This window comes from uncultured Chitinophaga sp. (genome assembly GCF_937898475.1).
Lineage (GTDB): Bacteria > Bacteroidota > Bacteroidia > Chitinophagales > Chitinophagaceae > Chitinophaga.
The window spans coordinates 163978-186937 of sequence record NZ_CALEJS010000010.1; the positions used below are offsets into that span (position 1 = coordinate 163978).

19 protein-coding genes are annotated in these 22960 nt (G+C 47.8%); 4 read left to right on the top strand and 15 right to left on the bottom strand.

The features are described from left to right. Positions 1-142: 142 nt before the first annotated feature. Both Q0577_RS01100 and Q0577_RS01105 read right to left on the bottom strand, forming a co-directional pair. Entirely contained in the window at positions 143-1141 is a 999-nt protein-coding gene (locus tag Q0577_RS01100; RefSeq protein ID WP_298731924.1) for an aldo/keto reductase, read from the bottom strand. A gap of 64 nt (positions 1142-1205) precedes the next feature. Then, on the bottom strand, positions 1206-2021 hold the full coding sequence (locus tag Q0577_RS01105) for an AraC family transcriptional regulator (RefSeq protein WP_298731926.1): 816 nt from the start codon (positions 2019-2021) through the stop codon (positions 1206-1208). A gap of 434 nt (positions 2022-2455) precedes the next feature. Here Q0577_RS01105 and Q0577_RS01110 point away from each other — a divergent pair, with 434 nt between their 5' ends. Continuing rightward, positions 2456-3988, top strand: a complete 1533-nt coding sequence (locus Q0577_RS01110; protein ID WP_298731929.1) for a SulP family inorganic anion transporter — start codon at positions 2456-2458, stop codon at positions 3986-3988. Positions 3989-4024: 36 nt separating this feature from the next. Further along, positions 4025-4837, top strand: a complete 813-nt coding sequence (locus Q0577_RS01115; RefSeq protein ID WP_298731931.1) for an acetolactate decarboxylase — start codon at positions 4025-4027, stop codon at positions 4835-4837. Positions 4838-4962: 125 nt separating this feature from the next. Here the strand turns inward: Q0577_RS01115 and ftsZ are convergent, their stop codons facing one another. The 13 genes from ftsZ to mraZ form a co-directional block, all read right to left on the bottom strand. Further along, complete coding sequence (ftsZ, locus tag Q0577_RS01120) at positions 4963-6672, bottom strand: cell division protein FtsZ (RefSeq protein WP_298731933.1); 1710 nt, start codon at positions 6670-6672, stop codon at positions 4963-4965. Between the two features lie 62 nt (positions 6673-6734). Further along, positions 6735-8147 carry a cell division protein FtsA gene (gene ftsA / locus Q0577_RS01125; RefSeq protein WP_298731935.1) on the bottom strand — a complete coding sequence of 471 codons (1413 nt, stop codon included), beginning with the start codon at positions 8145-8147 and terminating at the stop codon, positions 6735-6737. Next, positions 8144-9214, bottom strand: coding sequence for a hypothetical protein (locus Q0577_RS01130; protein WP_298731937.1), 1071 nt, complete (start codon positions 9212-9214; stop codon positions 8144-8146). The genes ftsA and Q0577_RS01130 overlap by 4 nt, the downstream gene beginning before the upstream one ends. Positions 9215-9363: 149 nt before the next feature. Next, positions 9364-10722, bottom strand: a complete 1359-nt coding sequence (gene murC / locus Q0577_RS01135; RefSeq protein ID WP_298731939.1) for a UDP-N-acetylmuramate--L-alanine ligase — start codon at positions 10720-10722, stop codon at positions 9364-9366. Beyond that, positions 10722-11813 carry an undecaprenyldiphospho-muramoylpentapeptide beta-N-acetylglucosaminyltransferase gene (gene murG / locus Q0577_RS01140; RefSeq protein WP_298731941.1) on the bottom strand — a complete coding sequence of 364 codons (1092 nt, stop codon included), beginning with the start codon at positions 11811-11813 and terminating at the stop codon, positions 10722-10724. Before murG ends, murC begins: the two co-directional genes overlap by 1 nt. Positions 11814-11851: 38 nt before the next feature. Continuing rightward, entirely contained in the window at positions 11852-13039 is a 1188-nt protein-coding gene (locus Q0577_RS01145) for an FtsW/RodA/SpoVE family cell cycle protein (protein WP_298731943.1), read from the bottom strand. A gap of 86 nt (positions 13040-13125) precedes the next feature. Further along, positions 13126-14472: a UDP-N-acetylmuramoyl-L-alanine--D-glutamate ligase gene (gene murD, locus Q0577_RS01150; RefSeq protein WP_298731945.1), complete on the bottom strand. Its 1347-nt coding sequence runs from the start codon at positions 14470-14472 to the stop codon at positions 13126-13128. 1 nt (position 14473) lies between these two features. Next, positions 14474-15724, bottom strand: a complete 1251-nt coding sequence (gene mraY / locus Q0577_RS01155) for a phospho-N-acetylmuramoyl-pentapeptide-transferase (protein ID WP_298731947.1) — start codon at positions 15722-15724, stop codon at positions 14474-14476. A gap of 23 nt (positions 15725-15747) precedes the next feature. Continuing rightward, positions 15748-17208, bottom strand: coding sequence for a UDP-N-acetylmuramoyl-L-alanyl-D-glutamate--2,6-diaminopimelate ligase (locus Q0577_RS01160; RefSeq protein ID WP_298731949.1), 1461 nt, complete (start codon positions 17206-17208; stop codon positions 15748-15750). Beyond that, complete coding sequence (locus tag Q0577_RS01165) at positions 17208-19313, bottom strand: penicillin-binding protein (protein WP_298731951.1); 2106 nt, start codon at positions 19311-19313, stop codon at positions 17208-17210. The genes Q0577_RS01160 and Q0577_RS01165 overlap by 1 nt, the downstream gene beginning before the upstream one ends. A 5-nt stretch (positions 19314-19318) precedes the next feature. Beyond that, positions 19319-19693 carry an FtsL-like putative cell division protein gene (locus tag Q0577_RS01170; protein ID WP_298731953.1) on the bottom strand — a complete coding sequence of 125 codons (375 nt, stop codon included), beginning with the start codon at positions 19691-19693 and terminating at the stop codon, positions 19319-19321. A 141-nt stretch (positions 19694-19834) separates the two neighbouring features. Continuing rightward, positions 19835-20776, bottom strand: a complete 942-nt coding sequence (gene rsmH, locus Q0577_RS01175) for a 16S rRNA (cytosine(1402)-N(4))-methyltransferase RsmH (RefSeq protein ID WP_298731955.1) — start codon at positions 20774-20776, stop codon at positions 19835-19837. A 5-nt stretch (positions 20777-20781) separates the two neighbouring features. Then, complete coding sequence (gene mraZ, locus Q0577_RS01180) at positions 20782-21237, bottom strand: division/cell wall cluster transcriptional repressor MraZ (protein ID WP_298731958.1); 456 nt, start codon at positions 21235-21237, stop codon at positions 20782-20784. A gap of 377 nt (positions 21238-21614) precedes the next feature. Between mraZ and bamD the strand changes: the two genes are divergently transcribed. After that, positions 21615-22598 carry an outer membrane protein assembly factor BamD gene (gene bamD, locus Q0577_RS01185; RefSeq protein ID WP_298731960.1) on the top strand — a complete coding sequence of 328 codons (984 nt, stop codon included), beginning with the start codon at positions 21615-21617 and terminating at the stop codon, positions 22596-22598. After that, a complete protein-coding gene (locus Q0577_RS01190) occupies positions 22567-22908 on the top strand; it encodes a DNA-directed RNA polymerase subunit omega (protein ID WP_298731963.1) in 342 nt (113 codons plus the stop codon). The genes bamD and Q0577_RS01190 overlap by 32 nt, the downstream gene beginning before the upstream one ends. The last annotated feature ends 52 nt before the right edge of the window (positions 22909-22960 follow it).

Here is a 22960-nt window from a genome sequence, read left to right on the forward strand (position 1 = left end):
GTAGGATTAATTTGTGGTAGGGGACTAACATCTTTGTGGGGTTTTTGTAGGGTGGTATGAGGTGACACGCAGTAAGGGCTTGTTTTAGCAAAAAGCCCCGGTTATAGCCGGGGCCCGGATTCTTAACGTGCCATTGTCCTATCTACCCATTCAAATGCTTCATGAACATTTCCGGATACCTATCTCCCGCAACACTTCCCGCCGGTAGTATGCCGTCTATTGTATTCAATTCATCCTCTGTTAATTTAACTTCTGCTGCTCCCAGGTTCTCCTCCAGGTATTTCACCCTTTTCGTTCCGGGTATTGCAATAATATCATCCCCCTGCGCCAGTACCCATGCAATCGCCAGCTGGGAAGGGGTGCAATTTTTCTGCGCTGCCAGTTCTTTCACCTTCTCTACCAGCTCCAGGTTCTTAATGAAATTATCTCCCTGGAACCTCGGCATATGTATACGGTTATCTTTTATATCCTCCGGCTTTTGGATCTCACCGCTTAACAAACCACGGCTTAAGGGAGAATATGCTACCAGGCCAATACCTTCTGCTCTCAATGCGGGCAGCACCTCCCGCTCGATATCCCTGCTCCACAAAGAATATTCTATCTGTAAGGCGGTGATGGGATGCACCTTCGCAGCTCTCCTGATCGTAGCGGCAGAAGCCTCTGATAAACCGATATAACGAATAACGCCAGCCTGCACAAATTCTGCCAGGGCGCCGATGGTTTCTTCTATCGGTATAGCAGGATCTACTCTTGCAGGCGTATAAAGGTCAATGTAATCCGTTTTCAGACGCTGCAGGCTATACACTATTGCATTCTTCAGGTATTCCGGGCTGGCGTTTACCCTGCTATATCCGGGCATGCCACCTTTTGCGGGGGCCAGCATCATTCCTGATTTTACAGAAAGAAATGCCCGTTCCCGTTTACCTTTGATAGCTTTCGCGATCAGCTCTTCATTATGACCAGCCCTGTAAAAATCTGCTGTGTCCAGAAAGTTGGCGCCCAACTCCAGTGCACGCTCAATGGTTGTAACCGATTCTTTTTCGTCAGCCTGGCCATAAGCACCGGACATTCCCATACATCCTAACCCGACCGCCGTTACCTCCGGTCCACCTTTTCCCAGTTGTCTTTTCAATACTTTCATGATGAATGTTTTTTGATAGGACAAAGGTAGCTGGGTGAACAGTCTGCCAGCCGGACAAATCACCTTAATTACCGGACAAATCCCGGATGGATGAAACAAACCGGGAAACTGTATTTCCTGTTATTTTCCGGAACAGCCTGGAAAAGTAATCCGGATCATTGAACCCAAGCTCAAAGGCTACTTCTTTTACCGATATTTCGTTGTAGTATAATTTGCGTTGCGCCTCAAGTATCAGGCGCTGGTTAAGGTATTCTTTAGCAGAGAGACCAGAGAATTCCTTTACAATGTTATAAAGGTGGGTTGCATTTACTGCGAGGCGTTTACAGATCTCCTCAATGGAGAGATGCTGTGTCAGCTCCTCTTCTACCAGCAGTTTGAACGCAATGTATTTGGTTAACTTTTCATTGGAACCCGACTGTATTTCCTGGTCCTGGAAGTATGCATGGTTGATCTCAGTTAATACGCTATCAAGGTAAGAAAGGATCAATGCAGTGGGTGAATTTCTTACCAGTAAAAGCTGACGAAGGCTTTCAAAGGCCCAGGAGAGCCGTTGTACGGCATCCTCTTTAATTGACAGTATCTGGTGCTGCAAGGGGTTAATGAGAAATGGAAATGATTTAGGAAGCAGCGAAAGACAATGGTCGTCAATACCTAGCTTGTAATATTCCCATTCATGCTGGTGCGATGGCAGTATATGGATTTGTTGTGGAAGCACAAACAATAGTTGGTTGTTCTGCACATTTATCGGCTGCATATCTACCTTATGCAAGGCATGCCCCTTTTTCATGAACAGGAAAAAGTATTGCGCTTGTTTGTGTGGCTGCATGAATTTTTCTATCAGTTCATCAGATGGCAACCCGGTTCTGTTGGATCTGACCATGATAAAAAGCTTTTCATGCTGTGTTAACGTATATAATATTCTGGAGAGGTCCTGCATGATTCAGTATGCTGTTTACAACTTTATATTCCAATGATCAGTGGGAGCGAAGTATTGGTAATTCCCAATAGTTTAATTGACGATTGTTCATAAGATTTATTTTAATTGCGGATAAAAATAAGTCGCCGTGCGTTGTTGTCAGGTTCCCGGTATTGTGGCCTGACAGCCATGCTGCAGGCGTACCTACCGCATCAGCAGCTTGCAAACCGGGGGAATATTCCTATTTTTGCTGCCGAATGAACAGCATTACTATATCATCACAGCTTACACCACCCTGATAGTTATTTTAACTATCATGCACGTTTCTTTAAACGGAGCCAGGTTCTTTTCTGTCACTCACATCCAGTTTTCGTTTTTTACTTTTTAATCTTTCCCACATGAAGGCTTACTTCAATTTATTTGATTTCTCGCAAAAAATCAATTACAAGACCGAGGTATTGGCTGGCCTTACGGTAGCCATGACCATGATCCCGGAATCGCTGTCATTTGCCATCCTGGCAGGACTTTCTCCCTTAACGGGTCTTTACGCGGCTTTTCTGATGGGCCTGATTACCGCTGTGTTGGGCGGCAGGCCGGGTATGGTATCAGGTGGTGCAGGCGCTACGGTAGTTGTGCTGATCGCGCTGATGCAAAGTCATGGTGTGGAGTATGTTTTCGCAGCGGTAGCATTGGCAGGAGTCTTACAGATAGTAGTTGGTCTCTTCAGGTTGGGAAAGTTTATCCGGCTGGTGCCGCAACCTGTTATGTACGGTTTTGTAAATGGCCTGGCCGTGATCATTTTCATGGCTCAGATACAACAATTTAAAGTAAGCAGCGCCAGTGGCGCCGCCTGGTTATCCGGCTCTGCATTATGGATTATGCTCGGACTTGTGCTGCTCACCATCCTGATCGTGATACTGGTGCCGAAAATCACCAAGGCAGTTCCCGCGTCACTGGTGGCCATTGTTGTTGTGTTTTTACTGGTGTTAGGCCTGGGCATTGAAACCAAAACCGTTAAAGATATTGCTTCCATCAGTGGCGGCTTTCCGCCGTTCCATGTGCCTGCGGTACCCTTTAGCCTGGACATGCTAAGGACCATTTTCCCTTATTCGCTTGTGATGGCAGGAGTTGGTCTTATTGAAACGCTGCTTACACTTAACGTGGTGGATGAGATCACCGGAACTAAAGGCCGCGGCAACAAGGAAGCGGTGGCACAGGGAACAGCTAATATATTCAATGGCTTTTTTACGGGAATGGGTGGTTGCGCGATGATCGCCCAGTCTTTTGTTAACCTTTCGGCCGGTTCCAGGGCAAGGCTGTCGGGCATTATTGCCGCACACACCATCCTGCTGATCATTCTTTTCGGCGCACCTGTTATTGAGCGTGTTCCAATGGCTGCGCTGGTAGGCGTAATGATCATGGTAGCCATTGGTACATTTGAATGGATCAGTTTGAAGATCATCAATAAAATGCCCCGTCAGGACGTGTTTGTAGGTATACTCGTTGCAATTGTCACCGTATGGCTGCATAACCTGGCGCTCGCAGTGCTGATAGGTGTCATTATATCAGCGCTGGTATTTGCCTGGGAAAGCGCCAAAAGGATACGTGCGAGGAAATATACAGACGACCAGGGTGTCAAACATTATGAAATATTCGGTCCCCTGTTCTTTGGTTCGGTTACCACCTTCCTGGAGAAATTTGACGTACAAAATGACCCGGCTGAGGTGATCATCGACTTCAGGGAAAGCAGGGTGGCCGACATGAGCGCTATTGAAGCATTGAACAAACTGACAGAACGCTATCAGAAAGCAGGTAAGAAACTGCATCTGCGTTACCTGAGTGAGGACTGCCGCGTGCTGCTGAAAAATGCAGCATCGGTGATCGACGTAAATGTAATGGAAGATCCGCATTACCAAGTAGCAACGGATTAGTATATCTTTATCCCCCGAAATTAAACCCTGTTCAACATGCGCGCTTTGCTGTTTTCTTTTATGACGGCTACTGTACTGCTATCCGCCCGGCACGTAGCTGCAACTATAAGAAGTACTCCTCCTGATACCCTGCACAACAACCTTTTTACCGTTGGGGTGGGATCCGGCCTTATCGGCGGATTGTACGATGGCTTTTTTTCTTACCGGGAACTTAAAAAGCATGGCGATTTTGGCCTGGGCGCTCCTGATAAACTGGACGGGGAGATCATGATTTTCCGTGGAAGGGTGTATCAAACCCAGCACAGCGGTAAAACTTTCCAGGTGGATGATCATCAGCTGACGCCTTTTTCGATGATCAATTTCTTTCATCCGGATATCACCATCAGTGTAGTGAAACCACTGGATAAGGCAGGATTATTTCATCTCCTGGACAGTGTGCTCACCAATATTAACGGCATGTATGCCATCCATGTCAGTGGTAAATTCAGCTATATCAAAACACGTGCTTTCCCGCCCGTTCAGCAGCATCAACATACTCCGCTGGCTGATATGCTGAGTCTGCAGCATTTCTTCGAATTTAAGGACGCCCAGGGCGATTTAATCGGTTATCGCTTACCGGTGTTCATGGATAACACCAACATATCAGGTTACCATTTTCATTTTCTTTCTGAAAACAAAGACGCCGGTGGCCACATCATCGACCTGAAAGCAAGCCATTTCACGATCGAAATAGACATATTGGATAGTTACACCATAAAGGTGCCCGCAAATAAAGATTTTGAGCAGTTTGATTTTAAACAGAACAGGGCTGAGGACATTAAAAGTGTAGAAAGAGGCGGAAAGCATTAGTAAGCAGCTAACAGCTGGCTGCTATAAAAAAGTCCCCTGGAGAACCAGAGGACTTTCTTTTAACACAACTAAAAAACAATCAAAATTAAATTTAGCAATAAAGCTATTCAATTCACAACCGCTCATCAATCGGGCTTTTTCCCATCTAAAAACGTATTAATAGTATTGATCTCGGCCTGGTTCTGGCCGGAGTCGCTGATCGTGTAGTTAGAATAGAACTGCTCGGCAGAACCAGCGCCATTGTCCAGGTTAATGTTACGGCGCAGGTAAGCGGGCACATTTTCTATCTCCGCATTATTGTCCATCGTTTTCACATTGAAACTGATGCTTCTCAGTTTAGCCACCCTTTCTGCCTGCTTGCGCTTCTGCTCCTCAAAGGGATCTTCTGCTGCTGGCGGAGGCGGTGGAGGAGGCGGTGTCATCGGCTCTTCCTCATCCCTGAACACCATCTTCATTTCAGGCTGGTCGTTGGCAGGAGGAGGCGTATTCACCGGCTCTATGTGAATATGCGTAGGATGATTATGTTGCTGCGGACGGATTACGTTGATTCCACCGCCGCTGTTACCCGCATTGGAAGCCGGAGGCTGAGATTGTGGCTGCGGTTGCGGCCTGTAATCCGGATCTGGCTCTATGTTCAGCACAAAGTTTGTTCTCTCTGGCTGCGGTGGAGGCGTATAAGCAGGCGCCGGATGAGTAACCACCGGTTCTACCAGACGCGGCGCCATTACATCAATAGGCTCCTGGAACAGGTTACCCTGGCCCTTTTGGTTCAGTTTCTTTTCATCGTCTTCATTTCCAAGCTGCATCACAATCTTCGGCTCTTCTGTCCTGGGCTGGGGAGTACCAGCGGCGGAAACCCGCTGTATTGGTTTTTGTTCAAAACCGGTAGCAATGATGGTTACACCGATCTTGCGCTCCAGGGACTGATCGTAGCCTACACCCAGGATCACGTCGCAATCCTCGCCGGCCATGCTTTGTACATAGGCCTGTATGATGTCCATTTCATCCAGGGTGTGTTCAAATTCACCTTCAGCAGAGGAAATGTTGATCAATATCCATTTAGCGCCGCTGATATCGTTATCGTTCAGCAGGGGAGAGGTCAGCGCTTCTTCTATGGCCCTTTGTGCACGGTTCTCGCCTTCTACAGTTGCTGCGCCCAGCAGGGCTACGCCGCCGTTCCGCATAACGGTGCATACATCGGCAAAGTCCACGTTGATCTGGCCGGTGGAGGTGATCACATCGGTGATACACTTCGCGGCGGTGGCCAACACGTTATCTGCTTTTTCAAAAGCGGCTTTGGCTTTCAGATCGCCGAACTTCTGGCGTAATTTATCGTTGGAGATGATCAGCAGCGTATCCACATGCTCTTTCAGACGGGAAATCCCTTCTTCCGCCTGCAGCATGCGCTTCTTCCCTTCATAGGAGAAGGGAGTGGTAACAATACCCACGGTTAAAATACCCAGCTCCTTGCACACACGCGCGATGATAGGAGCGCCACCAGTACCGGTGCCACCGCCCATACCTGCAGTGATGAAGGCCATCTTGGTATTAACCTCCAGTATTTTTTTGAGCTCTTCAAAGGATTCCTCCGTTGCCTGCTTACCGATCTCGGGGTTCGCGCCGGCACCCAATCCCTGTGTTAAGTGCGGACCTAACTGCACTTTATTTGGAACGGGGCTGTTTGCGATTGCCTGAGCATCTGTATTGCAGATAATAAAATTCACCCCTTCAATGCGTTGGTTGAACATGTGGTTCACCGCATTGCTTCCGCCACCACCAATGCCTATGACCTTGATGATGGAGGATTTCTCCTTTGGAAGATCAAAATGTATCATGACTCTATCTCTTTTATGGGTTAGTTTATTATAAATCACTGTGGCTGCAACAATTGCGCCACTTATAGTTTAGCATCTTCTTCTTCTGTGAACATATCTATGATCTTAGTCTTCATCCTGTCCAGGAAATTCTTCAGCGACGCGTTCCGCTCTCTTGCTTTGCGTTCCTGTATTTCAGATACGCTCATTGTTTCTTCTTCATCCTCCACCCAGCTGTCCTGTGCCTGGGCTGCTTTGCCTGAAGCTTTTTCCTTTGCTATATAACTGGTGTTGATCTTTACATAATTCTCTTCCAGCGCCCTGCGATCATTTTCATAATCATTATAACCTTTCAGTATCAGACCAACGCAGGTAGCGTACATCGGTTTGGTTAGTTCGTCAATATGTCCGCTGGCGAGGTGCTCGTTCGGATAGCCGATACGTGCGCTTACACCAGTAGTGTATTCTGTCAGCTGTATCAGGTGTTTCAGCTGTGATCCGCCGCCGGTAAGTATAATACCGCCGTTCAGCATCTTGCTGTCCATACCGATCTGTTTCAGGTGGTACACTACAAAATCAAGGATCTCACTCATACGCGCCTGGATGATGTGGGCCAGGTTCTTTACGGAGATCTCCTTCGGACTTTGTCCGCGCAGGCCCGGAATAGTGATGTAGGCATTGTTCTTAGCCTCATCTGCCAGCGCGTATCCAAACTGCACCTTCATCTGTTCAGCCTGTGTTTTCAGTACACCCAGACCGTTCTTGATGTCGTTGGTGATGTTCTCACCACCGTAAGGGATCACCGCGGTGTGTTTCAGGATACCTTCGTAAAACACGGCCAGGTCAGTGGTTCCACCGCCGATATCTACAATGGCAACGCCGGCTTCGAAATCAAGATCACACATAACAGCGGCGGCGGAAGCCAGGGGTTGTAACACGAGATCGTGTATCTTCAGTCCTGATTTTTCCACACTTCTGTTGATATTGCGGATGGCGTTCTTGTCGCCGGTGATGATGTGGAAATTGGCGCCCACTTTTACACCAGACATACCGATGGGATAAGTAATATTCTGCAGGCTGTCTACGATGTACTGCTGCGGGATCACGTCAATGATCTGGTCACTGGCCGGGATCACGGTTTTGTACTGATCGTTGATCAGCTGGTCAATATCCTTCTGGGATATTTCCGCATCGGTATCGCTGCGAACAATATCACCGCGGGTCTGCAAGCTTTTTATATGGTGGCCCGCGATGCCAACGTACACTTCATTGATCTCCAGGTTGGGATTTGAAGCATAGCAGTTTTCAAGCGCTTGCCTGATGGCCTTGATAGTCTGGTCGATGTTCAGCACCATACCGTGCTGCACACCAAAAGATGGGGCTTTACCGAATCCCAGGATTTCCAGTTTCCCGTATTCATTCTTCCGTCCTGCAATGGCAGCAATCTTCGTAGTTCCTATATCAAGACCTACAATGATGGGAGCTTCCTGATTCATGGCGTTTTATGTTTTTTTGTTGTGTTTACTGATCCTGCAGCAGGTTTTTTATACACTGCCTTGGGTTGTTTTACTGGTTTGGCCGGTGCTTTGGCTGTTTGCTTTGCTGCCGGTTTAACCATGTGTTTTTCCGGGGCCGGTTTTTCTGCCGGCTTTACCGTTCTGGCAACTGTTCTGACAGCTTCCTTTGCAGGAACAGCTGCCGCTGTAGTGTCGCCTGTTGCCGCCATATCCACATCCACACTGTCTATTTGCGGTGGGGTGGGTTTGGGCGGTGGCGTACCATCCTTACGGGTACATACTACTTCATTTTCAAACGCCACGTTGATCCGGGTGTAGTTGTTCCAACCTATACGGCTTAATCCTTCTTTATAGAAGGCCATCAGCTTACGGAATTTCTTTTCTACGTCTGTGCCTTCCCCGAAATCGATAATATGATCGCCCAGTTTAGGGATGATCTCGAATTTACGGTTGCCGGTGATGTCTACCTGGTCTACCTGCGCCATCCAGAAAGGGTCATTCAGCACATAACGGCTGATGTCTACAATACCCGCGGTGAGAACACTGTCATTTTTCTGGAGCTGTACCGCATCTGTGGGAAATCCTGTAAACACAGGCACCCGGGCGGTATAGCGGTCAGAAACCGGGATACGTTCCCGTCTGGCATCCAGGTAAAAGCTGTTACCGGTAATGGTAAAGATCCTTGCTACCGGCTCCCGCTGAATCACTTTTATGTTCAGGCGCTGCTGATTATCAAAGAACAGGTCGGCCCGCTCTACCCAGGGATCCTGCGACACCAGTTTCTCCAGACGGGAAATGTTAATGTCGTTGATCTTTCTGCCTATCGGATTCAGGTCGGTGTTCTTTACCACCAGAGTCTTGATGTCTTTCTCCTCTATAAAGTAATTGTTATCGCTGCCACTGATCTTTACCACAATGCCTTTGCATTGAACGGCATCCTTTACTTTGGCGGCGGATACTACCAGCACGGCAAAGCCGATCAGCACCGCCATCCAAAATGTGGCGCTGCCTAAACGTTTCAATGCTTTGCGTGTTTTTAGTTCCATCCGTTACAGTTAATAATTAACACTTAATTATTAATAACTACTTGCACAAGTATGTTTGTTTACTGGTGCCATAATTAAAATGATAGTATATCAGCGCCTCGATATTTCATTAGCATTATGATTCTTCATTTTTAATTATTCATTATTAATTAAATGGCCTCTAATATCTTTTTAGCCGGTTCTTTCAACTGATCAATGTCGCCCGCTCCGGCTGTGATAAACAGGGGAGCAGTGTTTGATTTAAGCCAGTCCAGCACCTCTGCCGGTTGCAGTATCTGTACCGGTTTGCCTTTGATCCTGTTTGCGATCATCTCGCTGTTCACGCCCTCAATGGGCAGTTCACGGGCGGGGTAGATGGGTAGCAGGATCACCTCGTCTGCCAGGGCCAGGCTTTCAGCAAAGCCGTCTGCCAGGTCGCGGGTACGGGTATACAGATGCGGCTGGAACACTACCGTGCACTTTTTACCGGGAAACAGTGCAAGGGCACTGCTGATCAGTGCGCGCAGCTCCTCGGGATGGTGTGCATAGTCGTCGATAAATACCTGGTGGTCATTGTTGATCACATATTCAAAGCGGCGGCGTATACCTTTGAAATCGGCTACGGCTGCTTTGATGGCATCATCACTGATGCCCAGCAGCTGTGCCACGGTAATGGCGGCCACACTGTTCTCTATATTATGCATACCGCCGATGGGCAGCACTACATCTTTCAGGCTCCAGTTTTGTTGTACAACATCATAGACATAACCGCCCTGTTGTATACGTATGTTGGTGGCATAAGCATTGGCGGTAAAGCTTTGCAGGCTGTACCACAGTTTATTATCGCCCTGCAGATCTTTTGCACGCTGCAGTCCTTCCCGGGCAATGAGGGTACCGTTAGGCTTGATGTTCTTCGTATACTGAATGAACGCTTCCTGCATGTCTTTTTCCGTACCGTAGATGTCCAAGTGATCTGCATCCATGGCAGTCAGCACGGCAATGTCCGGGCTGAGTTTCAGGAAAGAGCGGTCATATTCATCTGCTTCAATAACGGCTACCTGTTTTTCGCTGCTCCAGAAATTACGGTCGTAGTTCACGCTGATGCCGCCCAGGAAAGCATTGCAACCATAACCACTATGCCGCAGGATATGCGAGATCATGGTGGAGATGGTGGTTTTGCCGTGGGTGCCTGCCACAGTAATGGCAAACAACTCACGGGTGATCTCCTGCAGCACATCGCTGCGTTTCACTACTTCATACCCTTTTTCACGGTACCATTTCAGTTCTGCGTGCGTAGGCGGTATGGCAGGTGTGTACACCACCAGGCTGGCTTGCGGGTCTACCAGGTTCGCATCGTCCGTATAATGGATCTGCATTCCTTCTGCGGACAACTGGCGGGTAAGGGCTGTTTCCGTACGGTCATAACCGCTCACCTTTACGCCGTTCTCGTTAAAGAACCGCGCGATGGCACTCATGCCGATGCCGCCGATGCCGACGAAATAAACGCGTTGTATTTTTTTCAGATCCATTATATCAGTCTTATTACTTCATTTGCTATTACCACATCCGCATTGCTTTTGCCAAGCACTGAGATATTTTGTTCCAGTTGTTCCATGAGGGCTTTGTTCTGCAGTAGGCTGAACAGGGTGTTACCTAATTCTTTTCCTACGTCGCTGTCCCTGATCAGCAGGCCCGCCTGTTTATTCACCAGGCTCTGTGCGTTGAAGGTCTGGTGATCTTCGGCGGCAAAAGGATAAGGCACAAATATGACCGGCTTTTTTACAAGGCATTCTTCTGCAATGGTCATAGCCCCGGCGCGGGAGATCACTACGTCTGAAGCCTTATACGCAAAGTCCATGAGGTTGATGAACTCATGCACCTTAACGTGCGAGGTGTAAGCCGCCGTAGCTTTTTGTGCGATTTCGTAATACAGCTTACCGGTTTGCCAAATCAGCTGCACATCTTCCTGTACAAACCGGGGCAGTAAAGCGCTCAACGCTTCACTGATAGACCTGGCGCCCAGGCTGCCGCCGAAGGCGAACACTGTTTTTTTCCCATCCTGCAATCCAAAATGCTGCAACGCTTCCGTGCGGGTAACAGCAGATTGTGTAATGCTGCTTCTTACAGGGTTGCCGGTGAGAAGCAGTTTGCCGGCAGGAAAGAATTTTTCCATACCATCGTAGGCCACACAAATTCTTTTGGCCCGTTTACCCAACATTTTGTTGGCTTTGCCTGCAAAGGAATTCTGCTCCTGGATCAGGGTAGGGATGCCTTTGCGTTGCGCTTTCCACAATACCGGGAAGCTGGCGTAACCGCCAACGCCCACTACAACGTCGGGCTGGAAGCGTTTCAGTATATTGCTTGCCTGATTTAAACTTTTAATGATCTTAAAAGGGAGCAGCAGGTTTTTGAGCATATTGCTGCGGTTAAAGGCGGCAATATCAAGTCCCTCGATCTGGTAACCGGCCTGCGGCACCTTCTCCATTTCCATCTTTCCCTTTGCTCCAACAAAAAGGATATCAATGTCGGTACCAAGCTTTTTCAACGCATTTGCAATGGCTATAGCCGGGAAGATATGTCCTCCCGTACCGCCACCTGCTATAATTACTTTGCGTTGCATTTCAGTTAATTATTAATTAAGAATGTATAATGAATAACTTATGCTGCCGGCGCATTTTCCATCGCCCTCGCTATCCTTTCCTGTTCTGCTTTCTTACCTTCCATCTCTTCTACATTGCGTGCCACACTCAGTATAATACCGATGGCCAGACTGGTAAAAATTACAGAAGACCCACCCATACTGATCATGGGCAGCGTAACACCTGTAACAGGGAACACTCCTACATTCACTGCCATATTGGTCATTGCCTGTATTACCAACGTCACACTCAGCCCTAATGCAAGGAATGCCCCAAAAGCGTATGGGCATTTCCGAAAGATGCGTATACAGCGCAGCAACAATAACAGATAGGCCATCAATATCAAAAAGCCGCCAAAGATACCATACTCTTCTATAATTGTTGCATATATATAATCAGAATATGCGTGCGGTAAAAAGTTCCGCTGCGTACTGTTTCCCGGACCTTTACCCAGCAAACCGCCACCTGCAATTGCGATATTGGCCTGCTGCACCTGGTAGGGCGTTTCGGAGTCTTCCTTGTTAAAAAAATGCTCCGCTCTTTTCTTCCATGTTTCGGTACGCATTGGCAGATCAAACACCTCCGCCACTACAAACATAAACAACACAAGACCTATCCCTACGCCCACCATGGAAACCAGAAACTTTACAGGTACGCGGCCTATAAAGCACAACAGCATACAGCTGGCGCCCAGCAATAAAGCCGTACTCATGTTAGCAGGCATGATCAGAACGCAGATAACGCCCACCGGTATGATGATGGGTAGAAATCCTTTTTTAAAGTCGGTGATCACCGTCTGCCGCCTTGACAACTGCCGGCTTACATACATGAATATGGCCAGTTTAGCCACATCCGATGTCTGGAAGGTCAGGTTGATGATCGGCAGCCTGATCCAGCGACTGGCATCATTGATATTGGAACCGAATGCAAGCGTATAGATCAGCAGCGGTATCGATATCATGAACCCTATCTGCGCGACCCGGGAGTAAATGGTGTAATTTACCCGGTGGGCAAACCAGATGATCAGTAAACCCATTATCAGCACGGTTAACTGCTTTAGCAGGTAATATTCCGTGTGGCCGCCCTGCTCACGGTAGGCAAGTGATCCTGTTGCACTGTACACTGCAAGTAAACTCACTAATGACAGGAAGATCACGATCGCCCAGATCACTTTATCGCCTTTAGTCCTATATAGTAAGTCACTCATATTTTTAGTTTAAGCGTTTGAGTGTTTGAAAGTTTAAGAATTTGAGGCATATGGCCTTCAACCATTAAACCCTTAAACTGCCCAACTTATAGTTCTCTCACCGCATCCTTGAACTGCTTTCCCCTGTCCTCATAGTTCTTGAACAGGTCAAAGCTGGCGCATGCGGGGGAGAGTAAAATAACATCTCCTTTGGTGGCTGCCTGGAAAGCTGCCTGTACGGCATCTTTCATATTGGCCGTATCTACCATGGCAGGAGTAGCCTCAGTCAGCGCATCATGGATCGGCTGATTGTCTACGCCCAGGCATATGATCGCTTTTACTTTTTCCTTTACCAGGTCTTTAATGGCACTGTAATCATTGCCTTTGTCTACACCACCCATGATCAGTATCACCGGTTGCTCCATGCTTTCCAGCGCAAACCACAGCGAGTTTACGTTGGTAGCCTTGCTGTCATTAATAAAGTCTACACCCCGTACGGTAGTTACATACTCCATACGATGTTCGAGGCTCTTGAAAGAGGTGAGGCTTTCGCGTATCTTCTCTTTCCTGATATCCATTGTTCTCCCTGCAATACCTGCTGCCATTGAGTTATACAAATTATGTTTGCCTTTAAGGGCAAGGTCATAAATAGACACAATCACCGGATCATCATTCAACCGAATGTTCACTTGATCGTTTGCTATAAATCCGCCTTCTTTCTTCAATGGTTCCATGATAGTAAATGGTATTGGTGTTGAATAAATAGTTTGCTTGTTTAAATAACCCATGATCTCCGGATCATCCATACAGTAGATGAAATAATCCTCCCTGGTCTGGTTGAGCGTGATCCTGAACTTTGATTTTATGTAGTTCTCCATTTTGTAGTCATAACGATCCAGGTGGTCTGGCGTAATGTTCAGCAGAATGGCTACGTTTGGTTTAAATGTCTTTATATCATCCAGCTGGAAGCTGCTTACTTCAATCACATAATAATCAGCCGGTGCGGTGGCTACCTGTCTGGCGTAGCTAAGGCCGATGTTGCCTACCATGGCTACGTTAAGGCCGGCTGTTTCAAAAATGTGGTAGGTAAGAGCGGTGGTAGTGCTTTTACCGTTGCTACCCGTTATCGCAATGATCTTCTGATCTTTGCTGAAACGGTAAGCAAATTCTATTTCAGAAATAACCGGTACCTGTTTTTCGCGTATCTTCTTCATCAGTTCCGACTTTTCAGGTATGCCGGGACTTTTCACGATCTCATCAGCTGCCAGTATCAGGTCCCAGGAATGATGGCCTTCCTCAAAGGGAATATGATTCACCGCCAGTTCCTGTTTGTATATGTCCTTTATAGCGCCGCCGTCTGAAACAAATACGTCATACCCCTGCTTCTTTCCCAGCAGTGCCGCACCTATACCGCTTTCTCCGGCTCCGAGTATGACCAGTTTCACTTTTTGCATTTTATCTCATTTTCAATGTTGCTATTGCTACTGCCACGCACATAATGGTAACTACCCAGAAGCGCACTGCGATCTTACTTTCATGATATCCCAGCTTCTGATAGTGGTGATGTAAAGGCGACATTCTGAAGATGCGCCTGCCTTCACCGTATTTCTTTTTGGTATATTTGAAGTAGCTCACCTGTATCATTACGCTCAGGCTTTCCACAAAGAATACACCGCAGATGATGGGCAGCAGTAATTCCTTGCGTACGATAATGGCCAGCGAGGCAATGATGCCCCCCAATGCAAGACTGCCCGTATCACCCATGAACACCTGCGCCGGATAGGCATTGTACCAGAGGAAACCTACACAGGCACCTACCAGGGCAGCAATGAATATAGACAGCTCACCCAGGTTGGGGATGTACATGATGTTCAGGTATTCAGCAAATTGTATGTTACCGGACACATAGGCAAAGATGCCCAGGCCAACACCTATTACGGCAGATACACCGGTGGCAAGCCCGTCCAGTCCGTCTGTGAGATTGGCTCCGTTAGATACTGCGGTAATAATAAAGATCACGATCAGCACATATAACACATAAGTGTATTTCTCTGCACCCGGTATCCATGAGATCAGCTTGGAGTAGTTGAACTCATGTGTTTTAACAAAGGGGATCGTGGTGATAGGCGTTTTAACATCCACAAAACGGTGCCCGTCTTTGGTTACCCTTTCAGATTCACTGATCACTCTTTCATAGGGAGCTACGGTTTTTGCGCCCAGCACCTCACGGGAGATCACCACGTTATCGTTAAAATACAGGGTCATGCCAATGATCAGGCCCAGACCAACCTGTCCAAGGATCTTAAATCTGCCAGCCAGGCCTTCCTTGTTCTTTTTGAATACCTTGATGTAGTCATCTATAAAGCCGATCAGGCCCAGCCAGACAGTGGAGAGCAGTATCAGCAGAATATACACGTTCAGTACGCGTGCAAAAAGGAGGGTGGGGATAACAATCGCGGATAATATAATGAGCCCGCCCATGGTAGGCGTTCCTTTTTTTGTGTTTTCGCCCTGCAGGCCCAGCTCACGGATAGTTTCTCCGATCTGTTTGCGTTGCAGGTATTTTACAATGCTTTTGCCCAGGAGCAGTGATATTACCAGAGATAATAGCAATGCCATGGTCACACGGAACGTGATGTACTGGAACATCCCGCTACCGCTGATGTTAAATTCAGTTTTCAGATAATTGAATAAATAATATAGCATAAGTTAGTTAGTCCTCGATACATTTACTTGTCCATCAGCTTCATCATTTCCTGCAGCACTGCTTTGTCGTCAAAAGGATGTTTCACGCCTTTGATCTCCTGGTATTTTTCGTGCCCTTTACCGGCCACCAGGATGATATCTTCCGGGTTGGCCAGGCTGATAGCCGTTTTTATGGCTTCTTTCCTGTCGGTAATAGACAACACTTTTTTTCGCTGGTGTACTGGTACGCCTGCTTCCATTTCGTGTATAATGGTTTCAGGCGCCTCAGAGCGCGGGTTATCGGATGTAAGGATCACCCGGTCGCTGTGCTCTGCAGCTACCTGCGCCATTACAGGGCGTTTGGCCCGGTCCCGGTCGCCGCCACAACCTACCACGGTAATAACCTGTTCGTTGCCTTTGCGCAGGTTTTTGATGGTAGCCAGTACATTCAGCAGCGCATCCGGTGTGTGGGCATAGTCTATAATGCCCATTACCCTTTCCTTTGCGGAAAGAATGTAATCAAAACGGCCTTCGGCGCCCTGCAGGTTGCTGAGAGCCTGCAGCACCGCGTGTTTATCCTGTCCCAGCAATACGGCAGCGCCATATACTGCCAGGAGGTTATAGGCATTGAACTCGCCAATCAGCCGGAAGTGCACTTCCTGCTCACCTATCTGCATGATCAGGCCCGTAAGGTTGTTCTCCAGTATCTTGCCTTTGAAGTCGGCCATGCTACGCAGGCTGTAGGCAGCTTTGCGCGCTTTGGTGTTCTGCAGCATCACATTACCGCGCTTGTCATCGATATTGGTGATCGCAAAGGCGGTGTTGGGAAGGCCGTCAAAGAACGATTTTTTCACCCGGATGTATTCATCAAAGGTCTTGTGATAATCCAGGTGGTCATGCGTGATATTGCTGAAGATGCCGCCGGCAAATTTCAGTCCCGCGATCCTTTGCTGGTGAATGGCATGCGAGCTCACTTCCATAAATGCATACTGGCAACCTTCTTCCACCATCCTGGCCAGCAGCGCATTCAGGCTGACAGCATCGGGGGTGGTGTGAGTGGCGGGTATAACGGTATCGCCTACCTGGTTCTGAACGGTAGACAGCAGGCCACATTTAAAGCCCAGCTGTGTGTACAACCGGAACAGCAGCGTGGCAATGGTGGTTTTACCGTTGGTACCGGTAACACCTACCAGTTGTAAATGGTGGGAGGGATGTTTATAGTAGTTGTCGGCCATTATGCCACAGGCGACTGTACTGTCGGCCACCATCACATAGCATACCTGCTCCTGCAGCGTATCTGGCAGGCGTTCGCAGATAACGGCGGCAGCTCCCTGTTCAACAGCTTTGTCGATAAACTCATGGCCATTGGTATGCACTCCGCTGATGGCAATGAACACATCGCCGGGACGTACTGTCCTGGAATCAATGCGCAATTCGTTCACGGTAATATCACTATTTCCGTGAACGGCCTGAATGCTTACACTATATAATATATCCCTCAGCATTAACTTAGTTCTATGATGATCTTTTGATCTTTTCCAATTTTCGATCCTCCAGGTATAGACTGGGCGCTTACTTTACCGCTTCCCCTGATCTCTACCCGGAGTCCTGCATTCTCCAGCAGGTATAATGCGTCTTTCAGTCCCATTCCCGTTACATCGGGAACGGCCCCTTTGGTCTGATCAACCGGCTCCAGCGCTACTTTGTGGCGCTCATTCACTTTGGCGCTTACCCAGTTGGTACTGCTTACAGCGCCGTCCCAGGGCAGATGCAGGGTGTTCAAAATCTCTTTCAGCTCGCTGCCTTTACCGTTTTTAAGCGCCAGCAGGGTATCTACCTGCATACGGCTCTGCATAGGCCTTTGCTTTTCCACGGCAATGGCGTAGAGCTTGTCTGCCACTTCGCGGAACACCGGACCTGCTACAGAGGCGCCATAGAAGCGGGCCGCATGCGGCTTGTTCTTGATCACCACTACACAGGTGTATTGCGGATCATTAGCCGGAAAATAACCGGCAAATGATGACTGATAGATCTTATCTGCGTAACCACGTTTACCATTCGCCACCAGCGCGGTACCTGTTTTACCGGCGAAGGAATAGTACGGTGTCCACAGCTTTTTTGCAGTGCCTTCCAGCACTACGCCTTCCAGCATTTTTCTCACCTGCCGCAGCGTATTCTGTGAGCAGATACTGTCCATTACTACTATCGGCTCGATCGTTTTTACCGGCTTGCCGTATTCCATGATACTGTTCACCAGGTAAGGCCTCATCATTTTACCGTTGTTGGCCACTGCATTATACAGCATACAGGTTTGCAGAGGACTTATCAGCACTTCGTAGCCGAAGGCCATCCAGGGAAGACTGGTGGCGCTCCAGGTACGGGAGGCAGTGGTCTTGATAACCGGATCTCCCTCGCCGATCAGGTCTATCCCGGTCTTTTGATCGAGCTTCAGCTGTTTAAGCCGCGCTACAAAATCATTAGGTTTTTTATAATAATACTGGTAGGCCAGTTTGGCCATACCCACATTAGAGCTCAGTTCAAATGCCTGTTTGATGGTAACGTTGGTGCGGTGATGCGGCTCAGAATCATACACGGTTCTGCGTCCTACCTGCCAGCGACCGTAGTTCAGGTCTACCATACCGTTCATGGTAGTAAAGCGGTCTTCCAGCACAGCGATCATGGTAGCCAGTTTAAAAGTCGATCCTGGCTCACCTACCTGCAGGGCGTGGTTCATGTCTTCCCAGTAGCTGCCGTCGGGCTGTCTGCCAAGGTTGGCAATAGCTTTTATCTTACCGGTCTTTACTTCCATCAGTATACAGGAACCAAATTCCGCCTCGTTCTTTTCCATCATATTCATGAGGGCGGTTTCCACAATGTCCTGCATGTTTACATCCAGGGTGGTGATGATATCCCTGCCATTTTCAGGTTCTATATCATAACCTTCTACAGGAACGAAGGTGCCGCCGGCTATTCGCCGCATCAGTCGTTTACCGGTTACCCCTTTCAGGTAATCGTCGTATGTTCTTTCCAATCCTACATTCTGCGCATTCTGACGGGCCAGGCCTATAGTTCTGTTGGCCAGTAGCTTGAACGGATTGATACGTTTGTTCTTAGTCTCTGCGATCAGTCCGCCTTTGTTGGCACCCAGCCGGAACATGGGAAAGCGGCGTACTTCGCGGTACTGGTTAAAGGGAACATCCCTTTTCAGCAGGAAGTAGCGGTCTTTGCTTTTGTAGCCTTCCCGCAGCAGCTGTTTGTATTCCCTTGCGGTACGGTCGCCGAATAGCTGGGAAAGACGAATGGACAATGAATCAACATTGTCCGTAAATACTTTACCATCTTTAGCCCGGAGGCCGTCTGCCGCGAAATCTATACGCAGGTCGAAGTAGGGAATTGAAGTAGACAGCATTCTTCCTTCCTCAGAATAGATGGTGCCTCTCTCAGCATCCAGGGATACATAGCTGGTGTGCAGGCTGTCTGCCATACCGCGCCAGTATGCGCCCTCTACGTTCTGCAGGATGAACACCTTGACAAGTATGATCACGCCAAACAGTACCATGCCAATAAAGCATATGTACGCCCTCCATAGTATGTCTTTCTTTACTTCCAATGGTGTTACTTTTCTTCTTTTTTCACTACTATTTTCTGGGGAGGATTACTCAGTTCCTTTAACCCCAGTGGTTCTACGGCCTTGCTTACCTCACTCAGTTTGCTGCGGAACATCAGTTCACTTTTTACGTTCAGGTATTCCCAGCGCAGCTCTTTGATCTCCCTGCTCAGTTTATTGATACGGCGGATCTTTTTTTCTGCCATGTGACTGTTCGCGATATATACCAGGGCCAGTGCGCTCAAAAAGAGGATGAAAGGCATATTTCCTACCAGTGCGCGGTAGTTGATCCGCAGACGCCATTCTCTTTTCTCCTCCGGAAGCACCGGTATATCCAGGCTTTCCGGATCCTGGTTGCTGGTATCGATTGTTGCTTCCTCCATCATCATTATTAATTATATACTACAACAATAATGAAGTGCGGACGGGCTAATATGCCGATGATAATTTGTGAAAGTGAATCACAACTGAAACTGTCCGTTAGATAATCACATCAGCATATCAGCACACCCGCACATCATTTGTTAGATCTTTTCTGCTATTCTTAGTTTGGCGCTCCTGGATCTGGAATTTACTTTCAGTTCTGCAGCGCCTGCAATAATTGGCTTTTTGGTAATCAACTTGAAGGTCTTAGGGGGAGTTTCGGTGGTGAAAGTGTAAGTTGGATCCTGGACCTCAAAACTTCCAGTTTTCATGAAATTTTTCACCAGCCGGTCTTCCAGGGAATGGAAGGTGATGATGGCCAGTCTGCCTCCTGGCTTTAATACCTGGGCTGATTGCTGTAACAGATCTTTCAGCGCGCCCAGCTCGTCGTTTACGGCTATCCGCAGGGCCTGGAACACCTGAGCCAGGTATTTTTGCGGGTTGCCTTTTACGATGGGCTGTATCAGGGACTTGAATTCGCCAATGGTACGCAGGGGGTGCAGCTTGCGTTGCTGTACAATGGTTTTTGCCAGTGTGCGGGCATTGGTCACTTCCCCGTAGTCCTGGAAGAGCAGGTGCAGCTGCGGTTCTGAATAGGTTTGCAGGATCTGCGCCGCCGTCAGGGGTGAACGTGTATCCATGCGCATGTCCATATTCCCTTCAAAACGGGTGCTGAAACCTCTTTCTGCAGTGTCAAACTGGTAGCTGGAAACCCCGAGGTCTGCCAGTATGCCATCTACTTCGCCGGCTTTGTGCAGCCTGAGAAAGCGTTGCAGGTGCCTGAAGTTCTGCTGAACAAAAGTTACCCGGTTATCCTCGATACGGTTACGGTAAGCATCCTCATCCTGGTCAAATACCAGTAATCTGCCGCTTTCGCCCAGTTTGGAAAGAATGGCCCTGGAGTGGCCGCCGCCGCCAAAGGTAGCGTCCACATAGGTGCCGTCGGGCCGGATCGCCATGTTGTCGATCACTTCCTGCAGCAGTACGGGTAGATGATATTGCGATGCTTCTTCCATGTCCTCTTTAGGTGTTTGACGCCTCAAACTGTTTATATATTGTCCCCGGTCATCACCTGTTGCGCCAGATCACTGAAGGCCCCTGGTGAGAAATTTTCAAAGAACTCCTGGTACTTACTTTTATCCCAGATCTCGATTTTATTGGTTGCCGCTGCCAGTACAATGTCTTTCTCAAGGCTGGCGTACGACATCAGGTTCTTGGGGATCAATAACCTCCCCGCAGTGTCCAGCTCCAGAATGGTAGCGCCATTCAGAAAATAGCGGCGGAATTCTCTAACTTTCGGATCAAAATCGTTCAACTTGCTGATTCGCTCAAATATGGGCTGCCATTCATTCATCGGATACAAGGTTAAGCACTTCTCAAAGCCTCGGTTCAGTACAAACTGCTCTCCTGCGCCTTCCGCCAGCTGCTTTTTAAAGCCAGCAGGTAGGAGGAAGCGCCCTTTTGCATCCAGCGTAGCCTCATATTCTCCCAGAAAACCTGTCATACTGTGGGGCGAAAGTCCTTGAAATCCATTTTCTAACACAAAATAACACTTTTTCCCACTTTTTAACGAAAAAATGAATTATAAATTTTTTCCACAGAAGCTAATTGCCCAAACTATGCGTGTTAAGGCCAGGGAGGGAAAGTGGGAGTGTGGATTGTTGATGTGGATATGTTAATAACCTGTGGGTAACCTGTGTATAGGTGTGGATAAGCCTCGGTGCGTGCGCTGGTGTAGAGGGATGGAGTGAAAAAGACATTCCATCAGGCAGTAAATCCCCGCTGCTAAAGCTTATCCTCCAGTCTTTTGCAAAATTTTAACACCTCTCAATATTGTCCAGCCTTACATTTACATTTAATTCGTAACTTTGCCCTTCTTTTATGCGGAAAATTTTTATATACATCAGCCTTTTTGTCCTGGTAACAGCCGCCGCTTGTAATTCGGAACTGCGTAGGATCGAGAAAAGCAAGGACTTTACCAAAAAGCTGGCTTATGCCGACAAGCTGTATTCAAAAAAGAAATATACCCAGGCCCAGTTGCTGTATGAAGAATTATTCCCTGTTTATAAGGGAACCGATAAATTTGAGCCTATCTATTACAAATACGCCTACTGTTCTTATTATGTAAAGGACTACGTACAGGCAGCTTTTCACTTCAAGAACTACCTGGACGCGTTCCCGAACAGCCCACATGCCCTGGAGGTAGATTATATGCAGGCTTATTGTTACTATAAACAATCCCCCAAGGTTACGCTGGACCAGACCAATACCGTAAAGGCCATTGCTGCCATGCAAACCTTCATCAATAACTATCCCACCTCAGACAAGCTGTCTGAAGCCAATCTGGTGATAGAACTGTGCCGCCGCAAACTGGAAAAGAAAGAGTATAACGCCGCAGAACTGTATTATAACCTTGGCTATTATAAGTCCGCCGCCATCTCGTTCAAGAACCTGATGCGCAATTACCCGGATTCTGATAAAAGCGATGCCTATAAATACATGGCTATCAAGGCGTACTATCAATACGCAAAGAACAGTATCCTGGAAAGGCAGAAGGAACGCTATGAAGAGGTGCTGACAGAATACATGGACTTTGCCGACCATTATCCCACCAGCAAGATCAAGCCTGACGCCGAAAAGTATTACGCTATGGCCCAGGATAATATCAAAACGCTGGACAATGAGATAGAAAAGATCGAAAAGGAACGCGCCCGAAGGCTGAGGATGATGAAGGGCAAGGGAGACAGCACCAACGCCACTCCCGGCACTATCAACAGCACCATTGACAAACTGAAACTCAATAATTCCGATAACAATAATAAACCCTTGGAGAATGAGCAAAATAAAGAGAAGTCTAACCAGTAGTATCAATCCCTGGGTAGAAACCAAAAATACCACGGAGATCAAAGGCAAAACAGGCAATTTATATGAATCTATTGCCGTTATAGCCAAGCGCGCCAACCAGATCAATATATCTGTGAAGGAAGAGCTGCACTCCAAGCTGGAAGAATTTGCCAGCCACACCGATAACCTGGAGGAAGTGCATGAAAACAAGGAGCAGATAGAGATATCCCGCTTCTATGAAAGAATGGCCAACCCGGCTATCCAGGCTACGCAGGAGTTCCTGGAAGACAAGATCTACTTCCGCCGGAATGATGATGATCTGTACAGCTGATAAAGATCTTATAACTATATGTTCAAAGGTTTGAAAGTCTGAAAGAGCCTGG